This is a genomic window from Pantoea sp. AN62, assembly GCF_050432985.1.
Classification (GTDB): domain Bacteria; phylum Pseudomonadota; class Gammaproteobacteria; order Enterobacterales; family Enterobacteriaceae; genus Pantoea; species Pantoea brenneri.
Window position 1 is genome coordinate 105,515 of sequence record NZ_JBNPYB010000017.1, and the last position, 16,143, is coordinate 121,657.

Sequence of the window (16,143 nt, forward strand, 5' to 3'; positions counted from 1 at the left end):
ATTCACTGCCGACTACTTGTGAGTTAACTGTACAAATTACGTTTGTTCAGTAGGAGCCTGATATGTAAGTTATGACACGTGCTCAGGTATTATTTTTAAGCATGGCCACCGCATCCGTCCCAGGCATATGAAACTGCACCCGGTGCCGGGCTGCCACGTCGAGGGCAAAAACCTTCGTGTAGACCTCTGTTGACTTCATGCTTTTGTGCCCCATCAGGCTCTGCAGCGCCTTCAGCGGAATCCCCGCATAAAGCATGTGCATGGCGTAACTGTGGCGGAAGGTGTGCGGCGTCACCGGCACGGAGAACGTGACTCCGTCACCTGCAGCGGCGTCGACGGCCTCGTTCAGCCAGGTACGCACCGTCCTGTCGGTTACCGTCCAGAGCCGGACCTTTTCGGTCCGCCCGGTTTCCGGGTTGCGCCGCTCCAGCGGAATTTTCAGCGTGGCGACCATCATCTCCAGCTGGACTACATACTGCGGATCGGACAGCGGCACCAGGCGGTGCGGCACGATACCGGCGGGAGCGCGTCCCGGACCGCGGGCGGCCTTCTCACCTCGCTGCTTGAGCGTGGCCAGCTGCACGTAAGGGTAGGGCGGCGCCAGGCTGAAATCTCCCCGGGTCAGCGCCAGCGCTTCGTTAATGCGCGCGCCCGTATTCCAGAGGGTGGTGAACAGCATTTTGCGGTGCAGATCCGGCACGTAATGGAGAAGGGCACTCACCTCCGGAGCCAGCAGGTACTGAGGATATTCGTCATGCTGCGCGGCCATCTGGCGCAGCGCGAGGGCAGCAGGATAGTCAATGGGAACCGGTAGCTGATTTAACGCGGCTGAGCCGGTAAATGGAGGCAGCACAGGCAGGTTCATTTAGTCTCAGCTCCGTCACTGATTAACGGCTCTATGTCTGTTCTGGTATGCTCCCGTCCGCCGAAAGGCATGTCCCGTACTTTCTCAAGGTCTCCTTCCCAGCCTTTGAACCAGCCGTCCGGATCCTGACCGGTCAGGAGCTGCTGGAGCCAGCCCGCAGTGCTGCGGCGGCGGAAATCCTGGAACCACACAGGGTGATGCTGTCCGGCCACAGACCAGAAATCAAAGCCGGATTCGTCAGGCTCCCAGTCGAACGAATTCATGCCGCGATGAGCACAGCTTTCTTTAAGAAAGAGCAGGAATGCCAGCAGCTTGCCGTGCCCGGTTCCGCCGCTTCCATCATTGCAGAGCTTAAACTCTGCAGTCACGACTCCGAGGAGCATGCGCCCTGAAGTGGGATGAATACGCAGACAAAGCAGTGTCCCCTCATGGCGGCCCTTACTTATCCTGATAAACTCAAAAATATAGTGCGTGTCATCGCCGGGCGGCAGGAAAAATTCGTGATAGCCCATTCCCAGGCTGATTGTCGGAAATGGTTCACCTCTGCCACCCAGCAACCAGCCGGCACCGGCATCAAAATTTTCGGCGATCGCATCGGCAAGACTGAACGGCAGTTCCTCATTCCCCTCCATGATATCCATCAGAAGGCCGGGCGACGTATCCAGCTGCCGGGCCAGCTGGACGAGTTCAGGCACCCCTGCTTTATTCGCTCGTCCGGACGTTCGGTAATAGTTATCCTCTATCAGACGGTCAAACAGCCACCTGAGTCGCTGGCCCGTTTCGTGCTGCCAGCGTTCCCGTTCTGACATCATGGGCTCCTGACTGATGACAGGCTGATAATACTCCCGCAGGGCAGTCCGTATTTCGCCTTCCAGCGATCGTTCGTTTTTCATAGCTGACTGCTCGATGCACTGATAGAGCGCGTCGTCCACGTTACGGGCCTGAATTTTCGCCATGACTCAACCTTTCTTCTTTTTGCAGGCAGGTGACAACAGGCTGAACGGAAAGGACAGCGTGCGTCAAATTAAAGGCTATTAATTATCAGTGTATTCATAATGAGTCAATAAGGATACGTTCCTGGAAATGATGCGTTACTAACCACTGAAACTGTTTCATTCCGCAATTACCGTCCCCCTATCCCAGCACGATCCGACTTTTTCCCCATATGGCAGTTTCCGGAAGCACAGTACGGTGGCGGGGCGGGGAAAAGCCCGCGTTGTCAGAGGTTCTCCGCAATCAAAACCCTACATCTGGTAGCCGGATCAGCTGACTGAACCACTACATATAGTGAGCTGCGCAGAAAACCGCCATCCTCACTCGAAGATCCGGTTCTGCCTTTTTTCGGATCTCAGCTGGAAAAGGAGAAGAAAGCATATGCTTGGCATATCCATATGCTTTGCATCTGCATATACTTAACATCTGCATATGTATAACCTATACAAAACAATCTCAGAGGCATATACTTTACCTATGCAGGAATACTCCCTGGCACACTCAGCATATGAGGAAAAACCATGCGCACAGTTTCTATTTTTAAAAACGGCAACAACCGCGCCATCCGTCTTCCCCGCGATCTGGATTTTGAGGGGGTGAGCGAGCTGGAGATCGTCCGGGAAGGAGACAGCATCATCCTGCGCCCCGTCAGGCCGACCTGGAGCTCGTTCGCGCAGCTGGAAAATGCCGATCCGGATTTTATGACGGAGCGTGAGGACGTTGTCAGCGACGAAGGACGATTTGCCCTGTGAACAAAATGTATATGCTCGACACCTGTATCTGCTCGTTCATCATGCGCGAGCAGCCGGAAGCCGTACTGAAGCGTCTGGAGCAGGCGGTGCTGCGCGGCCACCGTATCGTGGTCTCGGCCATCACCTACTCTGAAATGCGCTTCGGTGCCACTGGCCCGAAGGCTTCACCGCGTCACGTTCATCTGGTCGATGAATTCTGCGCCCGGCTCGGTGCCGTCCTGCCCTGGGACCGCGCCGCGGTGGATGCCACCACGGACATCCGAGTCGCGCTGCGCCTCGCCGGCACGCCGATCGGTCCGAACGACACGGCGATTGCCGGGCACGCCATCTCGGCTGGCGCCGTGCTGGTGACGAACAATACGCGGGAATTTGCGCGTGTTCCGGACCTGGCTCTGGAAGACTGGGTATAATAAAGCCGGGTATGAATTGCAGGATATTAAAAGAATGAATGAATTGAAAATTGACAATCCGGCTCAGCGATTACTGGATATTCTTGAAGCAGGAAAAACACAAAATCGGGACCAAAACTGTCGCTCGGTATGGGTCTTTCTCCTGCAGGCTCAGAAAAATAATGAGCAGCATCTTCTTTCCCGCCTGGCCCGGGTCATGGAATTGCCAGGGCGAATAGTGCAGGTCAGAGAGGATCATTTCTCCGCTCTCAGGGGAAAATCCACGCACTGGAAAACATGCGTTGATAAGGCATTTGTTTCGCAGACTCTCAACAGTACCTGGCAGTCGTTCATGCAGCATATTGATGACCGCACATTCTCAGAACTCAGCATGCTGTCAGACCTTTTTGAAACCCGTGGGGCGCACGCGGCTATGCAGTCAGAAGAAATTGAAGCTCTGCTGGAGAGGTTAACCGAACTGCGTAACGATATCCGGGAGGCTGATCTGCCTGCCACGATGAAGACCCTGCTGCTTAAACAGCTTTCACAAATCCAGGAGGCACTGGAAACATACGGTATTTCCGGCGTTGAGCCGGTAATGGATGCCGTGCAGTCAACCCTTGGCCTGGCCGTTCTGAATCCGGAGTACCGCAAAGAAATCAGTAAGGGGACAAACAGCAGGTTCGGTGAGAAAATTTCCGATCTACTGAGCGACGTGGCGAATGTTGTCACCGTCGCAGGCGCGCTGCCTGCATTAACCGTTGCTGTAAACACCGCCCTGACCTATATCGGCCAGTGATCCTCAGGCACCTTTCCACAGGTGCCTTATTTTTAGTCGTTACTCATTACCAGCCCAATCAGATTTCCGACATTTCCTTTTTCCGGATCCCGGTTAAGGAGAGTGAAGCCTGTGTGCAGCATACAGTGAAGAGTGAAGAAAGAAGTTGACCTGCCCCCAGTATTAGATACAAGGCTCAGTTAGTAATGTCGGATCCTTCACTCTCAGAATTACCCTTTCTCCAGCCCGCCGCAAATTCAGACGGCGTCTGATAATTCAGCGTGGAGTGTGGGCGACATTCGTTATAATCCTGACGCCATTCACTGATGGTTTTCCTGGCATGGCTGATGTCGCTAAACCAGTGTTCATTCAGGCATTCATCGCGAAAGCGTCCGTTAAAACTCTCAATAAATCCGTTCTGTGTCGGTTTACCGGGCTGAATAAGCTGCAGCTCCACGCAATGCTCAAAGGCCCACTGGTCAAGTGCTCTACAGGTAAATTCCGGCCCCTGGTCAGTTCTTATCGTAGCCGGATAGCCGTGAAACAGCGCAATACTGTCCAGAATACGCGTGACCTGCACGCCTGAAATCCCAAAGGCAACAGTGACAGTCAGGCATTCCTTTGTGAAGTCATCGACGCAGGTAAGGCACTTGCTCCTGCGACCGGTGGCCAGTGCATCCATGACGAAATCCATTGACCAGGTCAGATTGGGCGCATCCGGGCGAAGCAGCGGAAGCCGCTCAGTCGCCAGACCCTTACGACGTCGTCTGCGCTTCACACTCAGGCCGTTAAGGTGATAAATGCGGTATACCCGCTTGTGGTTGACGTGAAGGCCCTCACGACGCAATAACTGCCAGATCCGGCGATAACCAAAGCGACGGCGTTCAAGCGCCAGCTCAGTGATGCGCAGAGGCAGCTGCGCGTCAGCAGCCGGACGCTGAGCTGAATAACGGCAGGTTGAAAGAGACAGACCTGCCAGCCTGCAGACACGACGTTGCGACAGACCGGCGACCTCACACATGACTTCCACGGCTTCCCGCTTCGGGTCTGTCGTCAGAACTTTCGACCCAGAGCCACCTGAAGCGCCTCCTTATCCAGCATGGCTTCGGCGAGCAGCTTCTTAAGGCGGGCGTTCTCCTCTTCAGGTGACTTAAGCCGCTTTACTTCAGGGACTTCCATGCCGCCAGACTTCTTGCGCCAGGTGCAGAAAGTAGCGTCTGAAATAGCATGCTTACGGCAGAGTTCTTGGGCAGAAACCCCGGCTTCAGCCTCGCGGAGGATACTGATGATCTGTTCGTCGGAAAAACGCTTCTTCATGGGGATGTCCTCATGTGGCTTATGAAGACATTACTAACATTGGTGTGTACTAATCAACGGGGAGCAGGTCAATCATCTTTGCCATATCACATTGATAACCAATGCAGTCAGTCAGGCCTGATAAAGAGTGTTTAGTATGACGTGTACGGATGTCAGCTTACGGGAGCTTAACTTAAAACGCACCGGGTGTTATCCACAAATCCACAGGCACGATCCAACTATAGTTCCATTTAGATCCCTATAGTTCCTAATAGATCCCGGCCTGCTGTAAAGCCCGTCATCTCTGGTCTGAGTTCAGATCCCGATGTGTCATGTCGGGATGATTGTGTGTGCTAACGGGATGAATATGTGTGACAGTGGGATGGAAATGTGTTGTGCCGGGATGTATTGTGTGTGCTGGCGGGATACATCCTGTTTCTGCACACAGCTTGCATTGACACTCAGGGAACTGACTTAACCATATGAAAGAAAGTACATTTATAGGTGATGCGCTGTTCAGTGATATGATCAGCAGGGAAAAACAGCTCACAGTTAATTCCAATAACACTGTGCAGCCCGTAGCCCTAATGCGCCTTGGCGTTTTTGTTCCTAAGCCCACCAAATCGCAGGGGGAGAATAATATTGTTGATGCTTCCGAGCTGTTTTCCCATCTGGAAATAGCCAAGGCGGAAGGTTACGACAATATCAATATTGCGGGACCGCGTCTGGATATGGACTGCGACTTCAAGGTCTGGATTGGCGTCATCTATGCATTCAGTAAATATGGCCTAAATTCCAATAAAATTGAGCTGAAATTTACTGATTTTGCAAAAGGTTGCGGCTTTTCGGCCAAGCGAATAGACAGTCGTCTGCGCAGTGCAATCCACGAATCGCTGGGCAAGCTGCGTAATAAGTCCATCTCTTTTAAGCGTGGAAAAGACGTACGCGGGAGCTACCAGACGGGACTGCTTAAAACCGGCTATTTTGACGCTGATAAAGACGTTGTTCAGCTGGAAGCTGATGAAAAGCTTTGGGAACTTTTTCAGCTGGATTACCGTGTGCTCCTGCAGCAGCATGCTATTAAGGCGCTTCCAAAGAAAGAGGCGGCGCAGGCTATATACACCTTTATTGAGAGTCTTCCTGCTAATCCTATACCAGTGGCTTTCGCGCGCCTGCGTGAACGTCTTTCACTCTCAAGTACCGTGAGCGAACAAAACCGCACTATCAAAAAGGCGCTGGAGCAGTTGCAGAAAATAGGGTATCTGGAATTTTCATTGGTCCGGAAGGAGCGTGAAAATTATCTTATAATTCATAAGCGTAACCCAAAACTCAGGCCAGCAGGCATGTAGAAGTGTGCGCTGGAGGGATCCTGAGAGGGAATGGATGAACATGTATACTGCCGGAGGCGGGCTATGCTAATGATGACGTGTGCGCTGGCGGGAATGCGCATGCATCTTAGCTTACTGTGTGTAATAAAAGTGGGTGCTGGAGGGATTTGACGCTAGTTTTTCCCGGCAGTACACATTTTCGGACGGAATGATCCCGCCAGCACACATCCTCTGTGACCGCTATCCCGCTGACACACATAATCCAACTCTGCTTTCCAGACAACAGAGATGAGAAGTCAGAATCCCTCCTCATCATAAATCAGGCAGTACTGAGTTATCCCGTCAGCACACATTTATTCACTGTAGTGTGCATGTGTACTTGTATGGGCCCGCGTGATAAGCGCATGTTCACCCGGAAGCTACTATCGCCAAACGACACCGATTGCCATCCAAGGCCGTTTCGTTTTACCTTTCAGAAATATTTCAGTGTGTTGACGCGCAGAACGAATACTGCTTTGACACCGCGCATTCAACCCCCTGAGGGTTCTGCACAATAATAATGAAATGAATCAGATGAAGCGGAGCTCCTGCCGACTGAACGGATCTCTGGCCGCAAACAATCAAAGGAGTGAATATGACACCGGTAGAAAAGATAGTCGGCTGGGTCAGCAGTAAGCCTGTCTGGTGGCGCCATGCCATCAGGCTGGCACTGAGTAATGGTCGTTTCACTGATGAAGAACTGAACCAGATTGCGGACGTTGCCCGTATGGAACATGAGCTTTTAGCCCATACTGATATGTTTGATACATGGGCTGAGGCTCTGGATATTACGGGTTATCGTCAAGAACTGCATGAAGTTTCCCTGACCTCCATTTCTGCCGTAAAAGGGGTTAACGCGCTGGCTGAGGGGTAACATCTGATGTTCACTCATCAGGGGCTGGTCATCATTTATGGTGACAACGGTAGTGGAAAATCCAGCTATACCGGCATCCTGAAAATGCCTGCCTGACGCGCGGCGAATGCCCGCCCGTCAGAGGGAACGTATTCCGCACGGAAAACCCCGCCCCAGAGGCGACTCTGACCGTTCTCAGCAATAGCGTTCCGTCAGAATTTCTCTGGAAGCCTGGCGATGCAAGCGAAGCAGTGCTGAAATCCATCCGTGTGTTTGATACCTCCTCTGCGGCACACTATGTCAATAAAGAAGACACGCTGAGCTTAAATCCTGCCGGCCTCCATCTGCTGACCAATCTGGCGGACGCTGTCAGCGCAGATAAATCAGATGGACGTTGTGGATCCTTTCATTAAGGCGTTTGAGGCTGAACTCAGCGCTCTGGGATTTAACCGCTTCACGGTGAAAGTTGATACCCGCAACCGCAGCGGTCACCAGCAGTTTAAGCTTGCTCTCGAACAGTCAGGCGAGCCCGTCGTATCAAAAGTGGCCAGCGAAGGGGAACAGCGCTGTATTGCCCTGGCATCATTCTTTGCGGAAATGCGCGCTGATGGCCGACGGTCAGCAGTGATTTTCGACGATCCTGTGAATTCACTCAGCCACCAGTGGCGTGCGGTTATCGCCCGCAGGCTGGTAAACGAGTCGGCATATCGTCAGGTCATTGTGTTTACCCATGACCTTGTCTTTTACAAATGGCTGATTGAAGAAGCAGAACTGAGAGGGGTGCCACATGCCGAATTGAGTCTGGATCGTTCACGCAGCACGGCAGGTTTTGTCCGTACCTCTCCCCCCTGGGATGCACTCACCACGGGAAAACGTATCAGAAAACTCAGGGCAGACCTGGTGCAACTCAGAAAGCATGAGCGTGAAGAAACGTTCCTGCAGCAGGACTTTCTGCGCGCGGCTGGTTTGTTTTACGGAGAGCTGCGTGAAACCTGAGAACGCCTATTAGAAGAAAAACTGCTGAACTCCGTGGTCACCCGGTTTGAGCGTGGAGTTGCAACGCGACGGTTAAGCCGGCTGACTGACATTACACAGGATGATTATGACCTGGTAGAGGAAGCCATGAGCAAATGCAGCACCTATTTTACGGGGCATGACAGTGCGACAGCAGCAGGTAATCCTTCTCCGACCACTGATGAAATGGAGCTGGATATCAGGATCATTGAGAACTATAACCATCATCTTCAAAAAGATCGTAAACGTTCCTGAAGGAAGACAACAGGTACCCACAGGCAGGCTCAAATTTCATCCGGGTCTGCCTCAGGTAGGCTTAAGCAGTGTGACGGTCAGGTTATCCGGGAAACAGCCTCTGGTCCGCTCATTCAGCCTGCAGCAAAGCTCACTGAGCGTCGAACCCGAGGCGGCACCCTTAATGTCATCATCGCTTACCTGACTCCAGAATCCGTCCGTACAGATGAGCAGATGCTCAGCGGGTAACGGAGTCCGGTTATGCCACTTCAGCGCGTGAAGATTCCCTGAACCAGCCCATGCCGTAAGCCGGTTGCGCAGGGGGTGACGTGACAGGGCGTCAGGAGGGCAGTGGCCCAGTTCCACGCAGCGTTCGGCAAGCGAATGATCGCGGGTTCTGTCGTTCCTGTTCAGCCAGTAAATCCGCGTGTCGCCCAGCGTGGTATGGCGGTACTCCCGATCGTCTGCGACCACAAAAGCCACGCTGGCCTTACCCGGAAAACAGTCCCGGACCTGCAGAATGTTGCTGATCTCTCTGCAGGTCAGGCTGACGTTCATCCCTGATGCTGCCAGCCGGTTCAGTCGTTCAGTGAGCCAGTCTACGTAGTGCGGACAGGCGTCGCATTGCGAAAAACCATCAGCCATCATGAACAGCGTACACCGGCCTGTTTCCACCGACAGAAACCGATCCAGCTGTTCCATTCGGCTACCCTGCAATGAGAGATGAAATTCAGCCGTCAGCACGCTGCCATCCTGTCACCAGGTCCCAGGGCAGCGTACGGTAAAACGCTTTAATCGTATCATAAGCTCCATCGAAATCGGGCAGCGCACCTGCCACCTCACTTTCCAGCAGCCCGTAATCCTGCAGAGATCGCTCACGGATATCTGTCCGGTCGAGCGTCTCCGGGTTTACAAACCCCGGCTCCAGACGCCCTGCGGACTTTTCCAGCAGGCTGTTCAGGATGCTCAGGCGATCCTGGTCATCAATGTCAACGGCGGCTAGCAGCAGGTTGAGGTCGTAAATATCCTGCCGGCGCGAACGGTTTCTGACCACCTGCTGCATGACGGAGCGGATTTTCTCGGCCACCAAGTCCGTAAAGCTATAGGCCAGCAGATCGTTATCGTCGGTAAGCGTAATATGGTCAACTGACAGGCTGTATTCATTCAGGCTGTAGTCAATCTGCACGGTGTGCGGAGACTGCCCGACGCGCAGGCGACGCATTTCACCGTCGTTTCCGTTCCGGGCATAGCCAATTTTAAGAAGGAAGGCCGGAAAGGTGGCGTTTTCCGCATCGCGCGGCTGTATATTGAGGCTCTGCACCGCGCAGCTGACCTGGTAGGGAAGTTCTGCCGACGCAACCTGCAGTGCTTCGTTCAGCTCATCCCGCAGAGTGTCCTTATCGATATCGGCCAGACGCATGCTGGTTGAAAAATCGATGTCCTCCGTGAACCGTGAGCTTTTGTATCGCAGCCCCAGCAGGATCCCGCCCTTCATGATCATCCGTGGCTGCAGGTACTCACTCTCTGCAATCGCCTGCAGGACAATGTGCACCGCCTGACGGAAGGTTACCCGGTCTGCCGGCGCCTCCGCGATCCACTCCTCAATGCCGTATTCCATGGTCTTCCCGCGATCAGTTATTAATGGAGATACACCATACTTCGGAGAACACGTTTTTGTAAGGGTTAGAGGAGACAAGCTTGCGGCTCCCGCCGCGCTGTACGGTATCCTTCCACTTTTCAATGGTGCGGTGTGACAGGCCGCAGACTTCTTCCAGCATGTAGCCGGTACGGGCCTTATCGATCCCTGTACCTTCCTTATCGACGGTTTTGACTATCACCGGCAGATGTTCAGCAGCTCTTTCACGAAAAATATCCTCTACGTGAGAATAGCCGCCGCAGAGGTCGGGATTTCTGAGCATATCTAGGAACGTTTCCCCCAGCGTGGTCACCCGGACACCGCCGGATCCGTGGAGCTCAGGGCGCGGCTTGTATCGGGTTGTTGCATGCTGAACGAGCATTTTTCCGTCGATCTTCTCGTGAGGGACAAATCTCCTCGGCAGCAGAGGGAGGACGGTTTTCAGCGTCGGAAATCGCGTCCGCAAATAGTTCTCGTGCAGCTTCCTGGCGGCAGAGAGCTTAGCCTGAGTTACGTGGAGTACGTGAGGGATCCTGTCAGTCAGGCCATGCCATTCCATGGCCGACAGACAGGACAGGTGCGAGTAAGGTGTGAGATCGCACACCTGCTGCTGCGCGGTGGAGATATCCCGGTTGCTTATCTGCCAGACGTAGCCATCGATTGCGGGCAACAGGATTCCCTGGTGGATCATCTCACTCAGCGTCTCACTGAGGATACGACCATCGGGCTCGGCGGTCTGTATTTTTCCGACAGGCACGCCATCGTAGGTTTTATCTTGGTAAAGCTGATAAAGATGTTCGTTGAACTCATGAAGGGCGATGACCGGTTTGGGATGCCGGTTGAGCAGCGTCAGCCGTACGGATTCACGCAGTGAAATCGTTTTAGTCATGTAACACCATGCAGCGTATAAGTCCTAAGGACTTATACGCTGCATGATGTCGCGTGTCAAATTTTTATTGCGTGTCAGTAAGGACGATCCCTCTGATTTATCGTGCATTCTGTTATTTTTCTTGACAATATAACGCTATGGGTATCAAAATGTCCTTAGGACATTTTGATACCCATAGTGATAGATGTTTTCATTTTTTTGATATCCTACGCTGACTTCTGCCCTGTGACCCTGCTGTTTTCATATAAACTCTGCTGCAAATGACATCGGTATGTTCCTCTGCCCTGTACCGGTCATCCGAGCGCAGGGAAGAAGAGGGCGGATAGCAGCTGTTGAACGACTAAGCTACTTTGTAAAATTTCATATCTTTCAGCCGAATGTGTACGTTTTCATCCGGTCACGCTTATCCATCCCGGGTCCGTAGACCAGAGGGAAGATAAGATGAAATGGCAGCATTATTAACTAGGCGGCGCGCTGGGTATTTTCAAAGCGACCGGCTTTGTTGCGGAGATGAAAAATCCGCTGAGTGTGCACGTGCTGAATCTGCAGATCGGTGTGCCGATCGCCGGTATTTAGGCGTAACTGGACAAAAACAGGAGGAAGAATGGCTCGGCTGGCTGTGGGAACCACTGACTGGCAGGGCAGGATTGCCGCGCTCAATCCTGAGGATGAGAAGGTACAGCCATGCGTATACCGCGTGATTTTCAAAAACGGCGGCTATTACAAAAAACACGCTCAGCCGGCCTTTTTCCCGCAAATCCCGGTGGTTTTCAATCTGGCCAGTACCGATCAACACTATCACATCCCGCTGCAGCTCTGTCAGTACGGGTACTCAAGTTATCGCAGCAACTGGGCGCAGACCGCTGTCAGTCACACAGAGTCTAATCAGAGATAGGACGCCTTACCGGGAGTCGTAACGTGTGGCCGGAGAGGAGAGAATCGCGACCTGCCCTGCGCAGTGGATCTCTTCCATAAAAAAAAGGCGCATCGCCGGTTTTTATCCGGGACAGCCATTATCTACCATTTGTACTGAGTAGAGTCTTCTCAGTCTTTAAGCTCTTTTTCCACCTGTTCCTTGCCGTAACCGTAGCTTTCCTAGATACGGCCAACCAGTTGGTCGCGCTTCCCTTCCGCTACGTCCATGTCGTCATCGGTGAGCTTGTCCCACTGTTCCTTTACTTTACTTTTGAACTGTTTCCAGTTTCCGCTGATGCGATCTTCGTTCATGCCGGCATAGTTGGTTAACTGATGGTCTGCCGCTGTGCCGCCTGTACACAGAACTTTATGCTAAACAGTATGGCCCATTCGGCTAAATTTTCCTGAAAAATGTCCCACTTAAGGATTTTTACTGAAGTGAGGCCGACCGAAACGGCAGGGTGGTCATACGGAAGTACTGCCGTTACGGCTGCAGGGCTTTCCAGCAACCGGCTTCATCCTGCTATACCCGTCGCAGCGCGCGGAGGAAGCGTGCTCTGCGCGCTTTATGTCTGTTATATTACTTTTCTTTCAGGTAATTAAGGTGTTCTTCCCCATGCTCAGCCATCCCGGATGGATCCCCGAAAAAATCAGGAATCATCCCGTAGCAGCCTGGTTTATCAGCAGTAGCACACTGATTTTCCTATCGGTCGGTGTCACGTGGATGGTGCTGAACGCCACCACTCTAGGGGAGCTGAAAGGGCGTAATGAGGGCTTGACCTGGCAGAACCAGCGGCTGACGGAAGATCTCAGATCGGCGCAGAGCAGGTACGATGCAGCGCAGGCCGGCCGGGACGAGTTTATTAGTAAAAAGGCCAGCGAACTATCCGCCGGATACCGGGAGGGCATGGCAGAGCTTAATGCGCGGTACGATAAGATCCTTAAGGAAAATGTGGACCTGAAAAACACGCTAAACGCCCTCAGCAGCGGGGAGCGCCAGCAGGCAGCCAGGCGGAAAGAGTCCCGACTTCAGGAGCTCAGCGTTGCTCAGGACGAAAACAGTAAACAGATTGCAGAGGCGCACCGGCTGCTTTCCGAAATCAGCGGCAGGGCCGGTTATGAAAGGGCTGCATGTGAAAAAGAAGACGAGAATACTTTCTCAAACGTCTGCGAGCAGGCCTCGCTGGCCGAATCCCGAGCCCGCTCGCACCGGGAAAAAATCAACTCGCTGGAAAAATACGGCGAGAGCCTGAACAGTCAGCTGATAGCCCTTGAATGTAGAGAGTGACAGGGCCCGCCTGAGGCCGGGAGTCTGCGCTGCACTCCTGGTATGGGAAAGATTAGTAAGAACGGATACCTGCGCTGTTTGTAAGAAGTATGCGCTGACGCATCACTAGGGTTGTACTTACAGACAACATATTCAAGTATAATTTCGCTGAAAAGCCGTTCACCTGATGAGCACTGAAACGCAAAATAATGGATTGATATGAAACTTACCAGACTGTCTATCAAAGGAATCGGAGGAATAAAAAACCTCGATTTAGAATTCAAGCCTGATATGAATATAATTTGTGGCCCCAATGGAATAGGGAAGTCCACGATTCTTCTTGCAGCGTCTTTTCCCTTTATCTGGGGAACATCGGTAAAGGTGAAAAAAAATATCGGTGCGGAACGTGGTTTTATTGAATTAGAATTAGAAGATGGAGGTCAGATGTATAATCATTGCTCAGAGGTAAGAAGTTATTTGCCGCAGGAGCATGAAAACCATCATCCCTCTGTAGGATTCAAAAGGAGAAAATTAATAAAATTTGAGACAAACAGAAACTTTGATTATCAAGGCCTTGGTTCAATCAGTGCCGACAGGAGTATTGATGATGGTGAGGTTTCTCAACAGCTAAACACTGGCGTTAACCTGTACAATATAAAGGAATGGTTTGCGAAAAGAATTTTATTTGAAAAGGTTGAGCCTGGATATTCACCTAATATATTAAGAAACCTTGAGCTTGCAAAAAGATGCATTTCAATACTTGACAAAAATTTTTCCTTTAGTCGTGTCGATCCCAGAAGCTATGATATCTATGTGAATACTCCTTCGGGAGAAATATGGTATGAATATCTTTCATCTGGCTTTAAGTCATGTATGAGTCTTTTATTAGGCATCATAAAAGAAATTGAGCTTAGATTTCCGCATGAGGAAATATATGCTCCTGACTTTGATGGCGTTGTGCTTATTGATGAGCTGGAACTACATCTCCATCCTGAGTGGCAGGCCAGAATAACTGATGCTCTGACTACAACGTTCCCGTCAGCTCAGTTTATCGTTACCACTCATAGCCCTCATGTCGTACAGAACGCAAAATCACATCAAATCATGGCGTTAGTTTCCGCTGGTAACGGTGAAGTTTGCCTGAGAAAGTTACCTGATAATGGTTTTGGGTACTCAGCTTGGACAGTTGAAGAAGTTCTGCTGGATATCATGGGTATGGAAAGCACTCTTAGCAGAAAATTACAGCTGCAGCTTGATGATTTTGACAGGTTTGTGGATGCAGAAAATTTCGGTGAAGCAAAAAAAATCTATGATTATCTTGATGCTGCCTTACATCAAAATAGCGTACTTCGAAAATCTCTGAAAATAAGCCTTATGTCCATCAAGAGCAGAGAAGAATAATGATAAAACTCGAAAGAAATTTTATCCCTGAATTTTTTAGTCGAGAAAACATTTCTGAGTTAACTAATAAATTCAAAAAGGATGGTACGCCTGTATGGCACCACCCTGAAGTTAAAGAAGCCTGTCTTGCTCTTGGGAACGGTAAATGTGCTTTCTGTGAAGTTATACTTGAAGAGGCAAGTACCTATAATGAAGTTGAGCATTTTAAGGATAAAAACTCTTACCCAGATGATGTGATTCAATGGGAAAATATTTTGCCGTCATGCCGTCACTGCAATGGCTCTAAACAAAGTCATGACGTTGTTTTAGATCCCATTATAAATCCGTGCCATGATGTACCTTCTGTAAACCTCTATATGAGAGGATATCGTATAAAAGGGCAAACACCTTTAGGTGAGATGACAATAACTACGCTGAATTTTAATCACAGAGAACATAAGTTTATTCCACGCTGTAAGGCTGGAGAAGTTATTGAAAGTAGCCTCGAAGATGCTCTTGAGAAGCTTGAATGGTACCTTCTTTCACCTACTACCAGACGCAAAAATATCCTTCAGAATATGGTTGAAGCTATATTAGGGGAGTGCCAGAAAACTGCCCAATTTTCTGCTGTTTCAGCGACCATGCTGCACGATTCAGAGGATTATGATCGATTAAGGACTAATATGCAGCGTCATGATTTGTGGACAGACTACATGCAAGGGCTTCACATCGACTCGCAAGATCTGCGGCTCCCAGCCCATAGATGATTAGGATACTGGCTAGGTACTTTAGGCTGTGTGTCTAGTCAGACCGTCATATAGACATGGTCATGCCTGTGAGTACATCCGGGGGCCGGTCGATGAGAGAAGGTGCAAAGCGTCACATAATATCGATGGCAAACGCAAGTATCTTTAAAATAGTTAAGAAAGAAATGGAATTCATCATTAATCTGTTGAAAATAAGCGCGAGGCTCATTAAGGAATAAATAATTATTGTAATTTAAAACTGTAATAAAGTCTTTAACTATATAATGTGAATGTTCAAATAACAACACAACTTTATGTACGCCTTTATATTTAACCTCTTAAAAAAACACTGCTACCGTCCCTATCGACAACACCTATACCAAAAATTAACGGCATCTTCGCTGAGCTAGATTCTGCGCATGACACTGCGAGCTTGACTAGGCATCTTCAGCTGGTGCTAGGGCGCTGGAAAGTGCGCGCTGGCGCGCTTATTGTAGTCGTCAGCGGTAATGGCCAGCTTTACTATGACGCGCTGAAAGATGTGACGGAGCTACCCATGCCGTATAATAAGTGGCAGGAATACTGCCTAACCGCAGAACTGCGGACGGAATACCATTATATCTTTAATGCGCTTAATGCTAGTTATGTTAAATTACAACCGTAATAGGTATGATAATAGGCCATTCGGGTCAGCGTTAACTCATCGTCCGGTAATGCCAGTAATGATTCTCTTTCCGACAGAGAAAGAATCTGCCTCCTTGCCATATAG

Annotated in this window: 16 protein-coding genes and 1 pseudogene; 10 read left to right on the forward strand and 7 right to left on the reverse strand. The window is 50.8% G+C overall.

The window, feature by feature from the left end:
* Positions 1 to 82: 82 nt before the first annotated feature.
* Both FHW04_RS19350 and FHW04_RS19355 read right to left on the reverse strand, forming a co-directional pair.
* Positions 83 to 865 (reverse strand): site-specific integrase, encoded by a 783-nt coding sequence (locus tag FHW04_RS19350; protein WP_089562153.1) that lies wholly within the window; start codon positions 863 to 865, stop codon positions 83 to 85.
* Positions 862 to 1,821 carry a FitA-like ribbon-helix-helix domain-containing protein gene (locus tag FHW04_RS19355; protein ID WP_089562152.1) on the reverse strand — a complete coding sequence of 320 codons (960 nt, stop codon included), beginning with the start codon at positions 1,819 to 1,821 and terminating at the stop codon, positions 862 to 864. Before FHW04_RS19355 ends, FHW04_RS19350 begins: the two co-directional genes overlap by 4 nt.
* A 558-nt stretch (positions 1,822 to 2,379) precedes the next feature.
* Between FHW04_RS19355 and vapB the strand changes: the two genes are divergently transcribed.
* From vapB to FHW04_RS19370, 3 genes are read left to right on the forward strand one after another with little or no spacing between them, the layout of a single operon-like run.
* Positions 2,380 to 2,610: a type II toxin-antitoxin system VapB family antitoxin gene (vapB, locus tag FHW04_RS19360; RefSeq protein ID WP_089562150.1), complete on the forward strand. Its 231-nt coding sequence runs from the start codon at positions 2,380 to 2,382 to the stop codon at positions 2,608 to 2,610.
* A complete protein-coding gene (locus FHW04_RS19365; RefSeq protein WP_089562149.1) occupies positions 2,607 to 3,020 on the forward strand; it encodes a type II toxin-antitoxin system VapC family toxin in 414 nt (137 codons plus the stop codon). The genes vapB and FHW04_RS19365 overlap by 4 nt, the downstream gene beginning before the upstream one ends.
* Before the next feature lie 34 nt (positions 3,021 to 3,054).
* Positions 3,055 to 3,798, forward strand: a complete 744-nt coding sequence (locus FHW04_RS19370; RefSeq protein ID WP_089562148.1) for a hypothetical protein — start codon at positions 3,055 to 3,057, stop codon at positions 3,796 to 3,798.
* A gap of 175 nt (positions 3,799 to 3,973) precedes the next feature.
* On the opposite strand, the gene FHW04_RS19375 is transcribed toward FHW04_RS19370, so the two are convergent.
* Positions 3,974 to 5,094, reverse strand: a protein-coding gene (locus tag FHW04_RS19375; RefSeq protein ID WP_089562147.1) for an IS3 family transposase whose coding sequence is annotated in 2 segments (ribosomal slippage) — positions 3,974 to 4,836 and positions 4,836 to 5,094 — 1,122 coding nt in all. Because the reading frame shifts where the segments join, the coding sequence is not laid out codon by codon here.
* A gap of 461 nt (positions 5,095 to 5,555) precedes the next feature.
* On the opposite strand from FHW04_RS19375, the gene FHW04_RS19380 reads away from it, so the two are divergent.
* The 3 genes from FHW04_RS19380 (at position 5,556) to FHW04_RS19390 (ending at position 8,289) form a co-directional block, all read left to right on the forward strand.
* The gene (locus FHW04_RS19380) at positions 5,556 to 6,422 is read left to right on the forward strand and encodes a RepB family plasmid replication initiator protein (RefSeq protein ID WP_089562146.1); all 867 of its coding nucleotides are present in this window, start codon (positions 5,556 to 5,558) and stop codon (positions 6,420 to 6,422) included.
* Between the two features lie 613 nt (positions 6,423 to 7,035).
* Positions 7,036 to 7,314, forward strand: coding sequence for a hypothetical protein (locus tag FHW04_RS19385; protein ID WP_227021964.1), 279 nt, complete (start codon positions 7,036 to 7,038; stop codon positions 7,312 to 7,314).
* A 366-nt stretch (positions 7,315 to 7,680) separates the two neighbouring features.
* Entirely contained in the window at positions 7,681 to 8,289 is a 609-nt protein-coding gene (locus FHW04_RS19390) for an AAA family ATPase (RefSeq protein WP_227021963.1), read from the forward strand.
* 324 nt (positions 8,290 to 8,613) lie between these two features.
* On the opposite strand, the gene FHW04_RS19395 is transcribed toward FHW04_RS19390, so the two are convergent.
* From FHW04_RS19395 to FHW04_RS19405, 3 genes are read right to left on the reverse strand one after another with little or no spacing between them, the layout of a single operon-like run.
* A complete protein-coding gene (locus FHW04_RS19395; protein ID WP_128088308.1) occupies positions 8,614 to 9,285 on the reverse strand; it encodes a PP2C family protein-serine/threonine phosphatase in 672 nt (223 codons plus the stop codon).
* The gene (locus FHW04_RS19400; RefSeq protein ID WP_227021962.1) at positions 9,272 to 10,237 is read right to left on the reverse strand and encodes a nucleotidyl transferase AbiEii/AbiGii toxin family protein; all 966 of its coding nucleotides are present in this window, start codon (positions 10,235 to 10,237) and stop codon (positions 9,272 to 9,274) included. The genes FHW04_RS19395 and FHW04_RS19400 overlap by 14 nt, the downstream gene beginning before the upstream one ends.
* Positions 10,173 to 11,066, reverse strand: a complete 894-nt coding sequence (locus FHW04_RS19405) for a type IV toxin-antitoxin system AbiEi family antitoxin domain-containing protein (protein ID WP_089562143.1) — start codon at positions 11,064 to 11,066, stop codon at positions 10,173 to 10,175. The genes FHW04_RS19400 and FHW04_RS19405 overlap by 65 nt, the downstream gene beginning before the upstream one ends.
* Before the next feature lie 604 nt (positions 11,067 to 11,670).
* On the opposite strand from FHW04_RS19405, the gene FHW04_RS19410 reads away from it, so the two are divergent.
* Positions 11,671 to 11,961 (forward strand): hydroxyisourate hydrolase, encoded by a 291-nt coding sequence (locus FHW04_RS19410; RefSeq protein ID WP_089562142.1) that lies wholly within the window; start codon positions 11,671 to 11,673, stop codon positions 11,959 to 11,961.
* A 149-nt stretch (positions 11,962 to 12,110) separates the two neighbouring features.
* Here FHW04_RS19410 and FHW04_RS19415 read toward each other — a convergent pair.
* Positions 12,111 to 12,293 (reverse strand): annotated as a pseudogene (locus FHW04_RS19415) (CsbD family protein).
* Positions 12,294 to 12,597: 304 nt separating this feature from the next.
* Between FHW04_RS19415 and FHW04_RS19420 the strand changes: the two are divergent.
* The 3 genes from FHW04_RS19420 to FHW04_RS19430 all read left to right on the forward strand — a co-directional run bounded on the left by FHW04_RS19420 (position 12,598) and on the right by FHW04_RS19430 (position 15,395).
* Positions 12,598 to 13,269, forward strand: a complete 672-nt coding sequence (locus tag FHW04_RS19420) for a hypothetical protein (RefSeq protein WP_143811587.1) — start codon at positions 12,598 to 12,600, stop codon at positions 13,267 to 13,269.
* 198 nt (positions 13,270 to 13,467) lie between these two features.
* The gene (locus FHW04_RS19425; protein ID WP_089562139.1) at positions 13,468 to 14,649 is read left to right on the forward strand and encodes an AAA family ATPase; all 1,182 of its coding nucleotides are present in this window, start codon (positions 13,468 to 13,470) and stop codon (positions 14,647 to 14,649) included.
* The gene (locus tag FHW04_RS19430) at positions 14,649 to 15,395 is read left to right on the forward strand and encodes a hypothetical protein (protein WP_089562138.1); all 747 of its coding nucleotides are present in this window, start codon (positions 14,649 to 14,651) and stop codon (positions 15,393 to 15,395) included. Before FHW04_RS19425 ends, FHW04_RS19430 begins: the two co-directional genes overlap by 1 nt.
* The last annotated feature ends 748 nt before the right edge of the window (positions 15,396 to 16,143 follow it).